We start from the raw sequence: 10,324 nt of genomic DNA, 5'->3' as shown, positions 1-10,324 counted from the left end.
CTCGGCGCCGTCGCCGCCGAACTCAACAGCCGCCCACGCAAAACGCTCGGCTGGGAAACCCCAGCCGAGCGTCTGTCTAAACTGCTCGCGGCTTGATCAACTCACCGCGTGTTGCGACGACCCCTTTAATTCGCCTTTCCAGGGGGCCCTTCGACATCGTGCCCGGTGAGGCACTGGCGGAGGATACGAGATTCGAACTCGTGAGGGGTTGCCCCCAACACGCTTTCCAAATGTTCGTATGGGGGTCCGGCGGGGGTCGTGGGCGTCCTGACCTGCGGCGGAGCGTTCAGGGCGGCCTTGTCCGGACGGGGCTGGATGGGGGTGAACGCAACCAGAACTGCAACCATGCGGCCCGGGTAACGGGTGGGACGGTGGCGGTAGAGCGGTCAGCCGGCGTCCACAGAGCGGCCGGCTCACTCCCCGCTCCGCGCACCTGGGCCGGCCGCCCAACGATCTGCCCGCCTGTATACTCATCCCTCGAAAGTGCTTGCCCCTGGGCTTGCGCGAAGTTTTTCGGTGGCCATAGCGGTGGGGAAACGCCCGGCAACATTCCGAACCCGGAAGCCAAGCCTGCCAGCGCCGATGGTACTGCGAGGGGGACCTCGTGGGAGAGTAGGTCGTCGCCGATCTTTGTTTGAGGGCCGCTCCGCCTCGCGGGGCGGCCCTCGTCGTTTATTCGTGAGTGTCGTCGTAGGGGCCGAGGAAGCGCTCGCCGTTGAAGTGCACCATGTGTGTCTCGTCCTCCGCGACCCAGACTTCCGTTTCCCACGCGATATCGGCTGCGAACCGGCGGAACTTCATCTTCGTCGGGAAAGCAGTGACGAAGACCAGTCCCGGGCGCGCTCCCTCGAAGAGCTTCTTGAGCTGCGCGACCCGCAGACCGTTGACTGGCCCGGTCGAGGTGACTGCCTCTACAAGCACCAGCCAGTCCCTCTCCGTGTAGTGAATGACCACGTCAGGCATCTTGCCGTGAGCATCCACGACCACGCCGAGCTCGGCGAGGTACTCGCGTTCGTTGACGATCCACTTGGAGCCCGTATCGCCCAGGTAGACGACCGTGCCTCCCGGGGTGAACTGCGATGCGAAGCGTTCGACGACAGCCCCGATGAGTTCGCTGTGCTCGCCAGGGCTGAGCTCGACCTCCCTCCCGTTGGGAAGCCTGACGGGGACTCGATGAACCGACCTCTCGGCAGCCCAGAGCTCGATCAGCTTCTCCCATTCGGTGTGGAATTCGTCAAGCGAGTCCTGCCATTTCGAAGTTCCGTAGGTCGTTAGCGCCCTTATAGCCAGCTGGCTCGGGTGGTATCGGTTGTTCTTATCGTTTGTGGCCCGTCCAGGGACGTCGGAATTCTTGACGAGGATGCCGGCATCGATGAGCTGGTGGACGGATTCCTTGCGCACTGACTCGCGGCTGTTAGGGGCGTACCTGCTCGGGTCCTTCGTCCCTTTCGGGATGTCGGGGTAGTGGGCGACCATCCAATCCATGCACTCGGTGATGCCGAGGGTGTTGGAGCTCGCCTCCGTCCATTCCTGATCCGGGCGAAGGTCGAGCATTGCAAGCAGGACCAGCGCGGTCCGGGTGTTCTGCTGCTTCTGAGGCATCCCTATGGCGGCGAGAATATCCCTCGCCTCTTCGAGCTTCTTTTCTTGCTGTGCCTTTGTCACTCGCTGGCCCTCCCCAGTCACATCGATGCAGTGAGTGTGGCTCAGGCTACAGGGCATCGGGGAGCGCACTGCCAGTCGAGGGGGCCCATCTTGAGGGACGTCAACTTTCAGCCATGTCGACCTTGATCAGCCATTCTGCGGCGGTACTCGTGGACCCTACGCTTCGCCGGACGAGACGGTCTCCTCCAGCTCCAGATGACGTTCGACGAGGTCGTCGAGCTTCTCTTGATCGGGCCACCCATCCTCTATCCACTCGCCACCGATTGCTTGCAGCTGGGCCTCGCTTGGGTAGCGGAGGCTCCGTAGGTCGGTCGCGTTCACCTGGGTGTGGCCGCTGAACCGACGAATGAGCCGGTCTAGCAGGGTGGAGTTGAGCCAGAAACAGAGACCGCGTGCGACGTCCTTGGGGAGTCCGGCCCCTGCCCTGTGGAACACGTTTACGTGATTCTCGAATCCAATCCGAGGGCCGGGGGTCACTTCCGGATCGAATACGGTAGCGACCACTCGGCGCTTCTCCTCTTTGGAGGAGAGGCGTTTCACCACAACGTAATACCCGGATGGGAAAGTCATCTTATGAGTGTCTGGGGTGAGCATGATCGCATTGTTTTTCTTGGCGCCGGGCACAGGCCAATAGATTCCGCCGTTACGCATGTGAAGCGGATAGATGAGGGGAACCGTGCCCTCCTCCGGGTCGGCTCGCAGGTGCTCTTTGGAGCGGAAGTCCACAACGCGCCCCGTCGAAACCTGGCAGTCAATTTGTGTGAGAGTTGCGGGAAGGTTGGCATGGGTAGCCGCGAGCTGTGCGTCTTCCTCATCTGCGCTGATGTGGATGAAGTGCTCGCCGTCTTCCGGATTCACCATCTCGCTGTACTCCACCGAGCGGCTGCGGATTACACCGCCGTAGCTGTGACTTGAGGAAACGATGATGGATCCTCGGTCGGATGTGTCGGTGCGCGTTGCCGAGAAGATCACGTTCTCCTGGAGCACGTCCGTATCGGCGAATACCTTATTTCGCGATTCAAACAGGTGCACGCGGTCAATGTGCATGCGGTCCAGAAGATACTTGCGGAACGGTCGGAAGTAAGGGCCGTTCGCAAAACTCCGGGGCGTGATGGCGACGAGCTGGCCGCTTGGGGCAAGGAGGTGAATCCCCAGTGCCATGAATGCCGAATAGAGGTTCGAGGTCTCTGTGCAGGCCGCAGCAACTGCCCTGCGCTCACGTGAGTTGGCGGCCAGCTTCTTGTAGGGGGGGTTCATGACTACGAGGTCGAACGGACCCCGATCCTCACCGAACAGTCCTGCATCCTCGGTCGCCCAAGTGATGAAGTCGTCCTTCACCAGGGTGGTCTCGACCCTTCCGCCGGCCGCTTGGGCCGTGCTCGCGCAGTCTTCCAACGTTGCAGAGAGGGTCTTGTGAAGCTGTGGATCGTTCTCGCATACGGTCACGTTGATCTGGGCTTGTGGGTGTTCGCGGAGGATGCGCGATACGACCGAGGCGGTCAGAGACCCCGCCCCAGCACCGGGGTCGAGGAGCCGAATCGAGGCTGCGCCGTCTAGCCGCGCCAGCGAGGCAATGAAGTCCGCAGCGGGGGCAGGCGTGAAGTACTGACCGCGCTTCGCACGCTCCTTGGGGTCAAGAGCCGAAGATGACTCCTGCCTCCTCGCTTCCGTGCGGGTCACAAGATCCGTTTCCGCTGCTGCTACCTCTGCTACCTCTGCTGCCATGGGCACAGCGTAGCCAGATCGCGCCGGATCCGATGAGCCTGTGGAAAACCCTTCGGGTGATCGCTTCTACCGGATGCACGGCTGCTCGCCGAGGGCTGCAAAGTGGAGCGCGAAGCTGTCGGTCAGACTTGCGGACGCGGCCTTTACCTTGGTCGGGGTAGCGAGGGGCGGGAAGCCAATAATCCCGGATTCGGTCTCTGCCCCATTCCCTGGATGAGGAGAAAGGGACGCGGCTCGCCGCGGTTGTCTGACTACAGCTCGCGCAGGCCGGTCAGGACTCGCCCGATGAGCATTGGGGCGGCTTGCTGACCGCCGGAGCCGGGCTCAGCAAGGGTGCTTCTGGGACGAGCGGGAACCTCTGCCCAGACGACCTTTCCTGGGTATGGCTGTGTGGGGGAGTAGCCCCAGCGGCTGGCCATGGCCTGGATGAGGACGAGCCCGCGGCCCCCGCCGGCGCTGGCGTCATGTGGGCGAGGTGCCGGCGGTCGTGGGTCGGGGTCGCTGATTGCGAGGATGACGCCGTAGTCGATGGGCCAGAGCATGAGCCTGATCGTGCCGAGGTCGGTGGATTCGGACGTGTCCGTCGGCTGGGCGTGCGTGATGGCGTTGGTGGCGAGCTCCGAGACGAGGAGTCGGGCGACTTCGATGCCCTCATTAGGGAAGTGCCAGCGCTGGAGGATGTCGACGGTGTGGCGGCGGGCCCAGGCAACAGCGTTGGGTGTGGCGGCGAGGGTCAGTTCACTGACGGGCGGCGGGACCTGGTTCATGTGGGTGGCTCCCTCGGCGGTATGGCCGGGCGGGTGCGGGGCGCCGTGGCGTAGGTGGAGGCCCGCGAGTCCGAGGCAGGCAAGGGGGCGTCCCGGACTCGCGGGCTGCTTGAGGGGGCTACTTCGTGGCGACGACGTAGACGCTTCCCCAGCGGCGCTTCGGGTTGGCCATGGTGGGGTCGAACGTCCAGGGTTCGACGGTGGTGAAGCCGACCTCGGTGAAGAGCTGGACGAGTTTCTCGTGGTCGTAGGCCCACAGGTGCGGGGTGTAGGTGGGGTCGTCGTCCTGGTCGCGGAAGACCAGGTTGACGAGGTCAAGGCGGGTGTTGATGTCGCTGCGGCAGTCGCGCTTGGAGTACCAGCGTTCGATCGTCTCGTCGTCGAGCGGGCTGGGGTACTGGTTCAGGGCGAAGGCGGCGTCGGGTACGCCGGTGATGATCCGGCCGCCCGGCACGAGCACGCGATGGGTCTCCCGGACGTAGTGCTTGGCCGAGCGGGGGTAGTCGATGTGCTCCAGGAAGTGCTCGGAGAAGATCTCGTGGGTGCTGCAGTCCTGGAGGGGAATGCCCTCGCGGATGTCCCAGAGAAGGTCGGCCGGCGGTACGAGGTCGATGTTGAAGAAGCCGTCGATGTGATGCGCCCCGCCACCGATCTGGACCTTCCCAGGCTTGTCGTCGATCCAGCCGTTGGGCCAGGCGCGTCGGCTGGCGTGGTGGTAGCGGTGGAGTTCGATCTCCTTGGCGGCAGCCCGGAGGGTGCGGGCGAGCCCGTGGGCGGTGGCGGGGTCGGCGAGGATTGCGTGGATCTGCTCGCCGAGGAGGTCGGCGGAGGGCATGCCGGAGGGACTCATCACGGTCTCCTGCGTGTGAGGTTGCGAGGTGAGGGGGCTGCGGATAGCGGCGGTGGGGATCAGGCGACGCTGGGCGCGGGGGAGGCGGTCCACTGGTTGTTGCGCATGAGGGTGTACTTGATGTCCACCAGCCGCGGAGCGATGGTCAGCGAGAGTTCTTCGGCCGGGTGGAGATGGCCGGCGTCGTCTTGCTCGGCGCGCCAGATGCGGTAGTCGAGGTTTAGGCCGGGGCTGTGTAGCGAACGGTGGAACTCGGTCGGTTTCTTCAGCGGCGTCCGGCGGTGAGCCGGCCGTCGAAGGTGATGTCGAAAGCTTGGAGTGCGGCCTTCCAGCGCATGGTCCAGCGTTTGCGTCCGGTGCCGGTCGGGTCCAGGCTCATGACGGCCAGGTAGACGCACTTGAGGGCGGCCTGGTCGGTGGGGAAGTGCCCCCGGGCCCGGACGGCCTTGCGGATCCGCGCGTTGATGCTCTCGATCGCGTTGGTGGTGCAGACGATCTTGCGGATCTCCACGTCGAGCCGGAGGAAGGGCACGAACTCCGCCCAGGCCGCCTCCCAGAGCCGGACGATCGCCGGATACTTCCCGCCCCAGGCGTCGGTGAACTCCACGAACCGCTCCAGGGCGGCGTCCTCGGTCGGAGCGGTGTAGACCGGCCTGAGCGCCTTCGCGATCTTCTCCCAGTCCTGCCGGGCCGCGTAACGGAAGCTGTTCCGTAGCAGGTGGAGCCGTACGGAAACAAGGTGTCGCCTTCTGTGGTGTGCCTCGTTGACCTGGTATGGCGTTGTCGGAGGGGAAGCACGGTCGACTCGCCGTGCGGTTCGAGGTGTTGTTGCCACATCTGGACGAGCGGCAGCGGAGGCTGCTGCTGGCCACCGAGGCGAGACTGCTGGGGCACGGCGGTGTCCGGGCGGTCGCACGGGCCGCGGGGGTGAGCGAGACCACGGTCCGCAGGGGAGTCTTCGAGTTGGAGGCGGGCGAGACCACGGCGTCCGCGGGGCGGACCCGGAGGCCAGGCGGGGGCCGCAAGCGTGCGGAGCAGGTCGATCCGGCTCTGCTGCCCGCGCTGTTGGCGCTGGTCGAGCCGGATGAGCGGGGCGATCCGATGTCGCCGCTGCGGTGGACGACGAAGTCGTTACGGATCCTCGCGGACGAGCTGACGGGCCAGGGCCATCCTGTCTCGGCGATGACGGTGGGCAGGCTGCTGAAGGACAACGGATTCAGCCTCCAGGCCCAGGCCAAGACCTTGGAGGGCGAGCAACACCCGAACCGGGACGCCCAGTTCCGCTACATCAACGAGCAGGTCAAACGACACCAGGCCGACGACGAGCCCGTCATCAGCGTGGACACGAAGAAGAAGGAGATGCTCGGCCAGCTGCCGAACCCCGGTCGGCAGTGGCGCCCGAAGGGTGACCCGGTCCGGGTCGATGACCACAGCTTCTTCTCCGGGCCGGCGGGCGCCATCCCTTATGGTCTACGATCTTTCGGCGGACACCGGCTGGGTCAACGTTGGCGTGGATCACGACACCTCGGTCTTCGCGGTCGCCTCGATCCGCCGCTGGTGGCAGGCCCGGGGCCGCCATGACTATCCGCGGGCCAGCCAGCTGTTGATCACCGCGGACGCGGGTGGCTCCAACGGCTACCGCTACCGCCTCTGGAAGGCGGAGCTAGCCGAATTCGCCGCCGAGACCGGGCTGGCAGTCACTGTCTGTCACTTCCCTCCCGGCACCTCGAAGTGGAACAAGATCGAGCACCGACTCTTCTCCCACATCACGATGAACTGGCGGGGCCGCCCGCTGACCAGCCACGAAGTTGTCGTCAACGCCATCGCGGCGACGAAGACCCGCAGCGGACTGCGGGTCGAAGCCGAACTCGACACCGGGCGCTACCCCCTGGGCATCGCGGTCAGCAAGGCCCAGCTGAAGAGCCTGCCGATCGAGTACCACGACACGCACGGCACCTGGAACTACACCGTCCGCCCCGACGGCCCCTGCGACGGCGAGCCCACACCCCTCACAGACCGTGACGCTGCCCGCCGACGGGTCCTCGACCTGTTGGCCGAGCCAGCCCTGACCGGGATGAGCCGCGAGGACCTGACCGCCCTGGCCGGCAAACTCACGCCCGAGCTGGGCCCGCTTCGCGAGGAACGACTGCACCGCAAGCGCGGCGGCCCGCGCCGCCACGGCGCCGGAGACAACAAGCGCCCGGTCCTCACCCCCGCGGACCGCATCCTGCTGAGCGTGATCTACCTCCGCCACGTGTGCTCGCAGAACCTCCTCGCCGAGATGCTGGGTCTGTGCCAGCGCACCCTCGGCCCGTCCATCAAGGAGATCCGACGCCTCCTCCAGGAACACAGCATCTCCATCACGCCCACCACGCTGTGCTTTTCAAGCAGCCAGGAGCTCGAGGATTTCGTAAGCTCCGGGACCCCGGTCACCGCCCGCCTCCAGCGCACCCACCACCTGGCCGACCCTGCCCTGACCGGCATGGACCGCACCGAACTGGCCTCGCTCATCGACCAGTTGTCGCTTCAGCAAGCCGCCTTGATCGAGCGGCGCCGCCACCAGCATCGGGGCGGACCACGCCAGCCCGGCACCCGCGGCGGCGTCTTCCGGCAGAAGATCACCGATGCCGAACGCCTCCTGGCCGCAGTCCTCTACGAGCGCAAGCTCGGCACCCGACAAGTCCTGGCAGACGCCTTCGGCGTCAGCCTCGGCACCCTCAACAACGCGCTCAGAGACGCCCAACCCGTCCTCCGCGAAGCCGGAATCACCCTGCCTCCCGCCCCGACCCGCTTCGCCACCGGCGCCGAACTGCTGGCATCCATCGACAGCAACACGCCGACAGGTTGATTCTTTACGGCTCCGGTGAACGACGCAGGTCTGGACGATCGTCGCAGGCCAGGCGGTATTCGCGGCGTCCGGGAGGCCGGTCAGGCCGTCACAGACCAGCATCAGGACATCGGCCGCGCCGCGGTTCTTGATCTCGGTCAGGACCTGGAGCCAGTACTTTGCGCCTTCAGCGCCGTCGCCGATCCACAGGCCCAGGATGTCCCTGTGCCCCTCGGCGGTGACCGCCACCGCCATGTAGACGGGCCGGTTGGCGACCTGCCCGTCCCTGACCTTCACGTTCACACAGTCGATGAAGACGACCGGGTAGACGCTGTCCAGCGGGCGGTTCTGCCATTCCGTCATGCCGGCCATCACGCTGTCGGTGATCGTGGACTTGGAGATCTCCGTGCCATACACCTCGGCGAGATGCGCGGAGATCTCCCCATGCGTCAGCCCCTTCGCAGACAGCGACAGGACCATCTCGTCCACCCCGCCCAGACGCCGCTGCCGCTTCTTGACCAGCTGAGGCTCGAAGGACCCGGCCCGGTCCCGCGGCACCGCGATCTCGACCGGCCCCGACTCGGTGATCACGGTCTTGGAGCGGTGCCCGTTGCGGTAGTTCTCCCGACCGCCCTCGGCCCGCTCGCCGGGCTCGTGCCCCAGATGATCGGTGAGCTCGCCCTCCAGGGCGGATTCCAGCACCCGCTTGGTCAGCTGCTGCAGGAGGCCGCCCTCCCCCGTGAGCTTCACCCCACCGGCCTGAGCCCGGGCAACCAATTCGGCGACCAGCCCGTCATCCACGGCGCTCGTCCCGCTCACAGAGGCCTTTCCGGCCTCGGTGTCACTCGTCACGTCAGTCATCAACTGTCGCTTCCGGCACGGGAGTTACACCACTTACCGGGGTCTGTTCCGTAGTCGGTGGTGACGGAGGGTCTGGTCAGCCCAGGAGGATGCGGTGGCGGAGGAGGGGGAAGCTCGCGCGGCCGTACATCTGGCGCTTAATCAGCTTGGTTTTGTTGTTGACGCCTTCGGTGCCGCCGTTGTGGTGGGGCAGGGTGAGGGCGGCGTCGACTGCGGCGCGGTCCTTCTCGAGGCCCCGGGTGAAGGCATGCAGGTGGGGCAGGTCCTCGGCCTGGACCGAGGTGATCCAGGTGCTCAGCAGGGCGGCGTTGCCATCGGCGGGATCCAGCAGCACGGCGAAGCGGTGGATGAGGTCGGCCAGAGCGGTCATCTCGTGGCAGGCGGTGCGGGCGGCCTCGATGCGTTCCCGCTGGTGGTCCTTGAGACGATCGGGGCGCGTGAGTAGGTAGCGGGCGAGGCGCCGGGGCGAGAGTGCGGGCCGGTCGGCCTCGACGCGGCCCTGGTTGATGTAGCGGACGAGGAGGTTCGAGCTGCCGGTGTAGCCCAGTTCCCTGATCTCCTTCAGGAGATGGGTGACGGGGACGGCCGGGTTCTCCAGCCGGCGTCGGCGCAGGTGATCGCGGTAGGGGTCCACGAGGGTGGGCCGGTACTTGGGGGCGCGGATGAGGCGCTCGGGTTCGGCCACGCGGTCGTAGCGCTTGACGGTGTTGAGAGCCAGGTTCAGGCGGCGCGCGCACTCCAGAAGTCCGACTCCGCGCTCGCGCAGGGCGTGGACCTGCTGCCAGCGCTCGCGGGTGGTGGCAGCCTGTCTCCCCTTGGCCGGGGGCGGGCCCGCTTTCGCCCAGCAGGTGCTGTGTGCGGCCACTTCTTTGCGGACGGCCTCGGCGAGGTTGTGCCACAGGTGCCAGCGGTCGCTGATCTGGACCGCGTCGGGCAGGGCTCGGCGGACCGCCTCGGCGTAGGTGGCCGATCCGTCCCGGCACACGGCCCCGATGCCCGGATGTCCACGCAGCCAGGCTTCCAAAGTGGCGGCTTCGCGGCCGGGCAGTACCTCGATTCGCTCACCGGTCTCGGCGTTGATGATGATCGTGGCGTAGCTGTGCCGGCGCCGCAGGGCGAAGTCGTCGACCCCGATCACCTGCGGGATCTGCACCTCCGGCACGGGCACCCGCCGCAGCAGCCGCAGGGCGGAGGCGTACGACACGGGCACGGCCAGGGATCGGGCGACTCGCGCGGACGCCCGGCCGCATAACTCCTTGACCAGCTCGGAGAGCTGGCCGGTCAGGCGTGTGGTGCGGCGCTGATGGCGCTCCAGGAGCCCGGGGACCTGCTCTCGGAAGGTCTGCCGCCTGCAGCCCAGGACCGGACAGACCAGCCGTCGTATCCTCACCCGGACCACGACCTGTCGGCCGTCGACCGGCACATCCCGCACCGTCCGGCCGTGATACCCGTGGACCCTCCCCGTCACCACCCCGCACACCGGACAGGGAACGGGAACATCCCGGGTCCGAGCCGAAACCCGGACTATCTCGCCACCGTCCGCCACATCCTCGATGACCAACGCCGACAACCCCGAAAGTTCGCATCATGCACGCTCGATGATCACAGGCAAGCACTCACCGTCACCAC

At 66.4% G+C, this 10,324-nt stretch carries 5 protein-coding genes, 1 rRNA gene and 3 pseudogenes; 2 read left to right on the top strand and 7 right to left on the bottom strand.

Annotated features, from left to right (window positions below):
• Nucleotides 1-512 precede the first annotated feature (512 nt).
• Nucleotides 513-629 (top strand): 5S ribosomal RNA (gene rrf / locus VKA29_RS00525).
• Between the two features lie 43 nt (nt 630-672).
• On the opposite strand, the gene VKA29_RS00520 is transcribed toward rrf, so the two are convergent.
• The 5 genes and pseudogenes from VKA29_RS00520 to VKA29_RS00500 all read right to left on the bottom strand — a co-directional run.
• Nucleotides 673-1,665 (bottom strand): BsuBI/PstI family type II restriction endonuclease, encoded by a 993-nt coding sequence (locus VKA29_RS00520; protein ID WP_324783089.1) that lies wholly within the window; start codon nt 1,663-1,665, stop codon nt 673-675.
• Between the two features lie 156 nt (nt 1,666-1,821).
• The gene (locus tag VKA29_RS00515; protein WP_324783088.1) at nt 1,822-3,390 is read right to left on the bottom strand and encodes an Eco57I restriction-modification methylase domain-containing protein; all 1,569 of its coding nucleotides are present in this window, start codon (nt 3,388-3,390) and stop codon (nt 1,822-1,824) included.
• 251 nt (nt 3,391-3,641) lie between these two features.
• The gene (locus VKA29_RS00510; protein ID WP_324783087.1) at nt 3,642-4,157 is read right to left on the bottom strand and encodes an ATP-binding protein; all 516 of its coding nucleotides are present in this window, start codon (nt 4,155-4,157) and stop codon (nt 3,642-3,644) included.
• A 118-nt stretch (nt 4,158-4,275) separates the two neighbouring features.
• The gene (locus VKA29_RS00505; protein WP_324783086.1) at nt 4,276-5,007 is read right to left on the bottom strand and encodes a glycosyltransferase; all 732 of its coding nucleotides are present in this window, start codon (nt 5,005-5,007) and stop codon (nt 4,276-4,278) included.
• Nucleotides 5,008-5,272: 265 nt separating this feature from the next.
• A pseudogene (locus VKA29_RS00500) lies at nt 5,273-5,731 on the bottom strand (transposase); the annotation flags it as partial.
• Nucleotides 5,732-5,781: 50 nt separating this feature from the next.
• Here VKA29_RS00500 and VKA29_RS00495 point away from each other — a divergent pair.
• Nucleotides 5,782-7,855, top strand: a pseudogene (locus VKA29_RS00495) (ISAzo13 family transposase).
• A 6-nt stretch (nt 7,856-7,861) separates the two neighbouring features.
• On the opposite strand, the pseudogene VKA29_RS00490 reads toward VKA29_RS00495, so the two are convergent.
• Together VKA29_RS00490 and VKA29_RS00485 are read right to left on the bottom strand one after the other, a co-directional pair.
• A pseudogene (locus VKA29_RS00490) lies at nt 7,862-8,695 on the bottom strand (IS256 family transposase); the annotation flags it as partial.
• 76 nt (nt 8,696-8,771) lie between these two features.
• Nucleotides 8,772-10,265 (bottom strand): ISL3 family transposase, encoded by a 1,494-nt coding sequence (locus tag VKA29_RS00485; RefSeq protein ID WP_324783085.1) that lies wholly within the window; start codon nt 10,263-10,265, stop codon nt 8,772-8,774.
• Nucleotides 10,266-10,324 lie beyond the last annotated feature (59 nt).

Source organism: Streptomyces sp. H51, from assembly GCF_035656535.1.
GTDB lineage: Bacteria > Actinomycetota > Actinomycetes > Streptomycetales > Streptomycetaceae > Streptomyces.
Note: the sequence above shows the minus strand (reverse complement) of the source record. Positions and strands in the feature narration are given on the sequence as shown.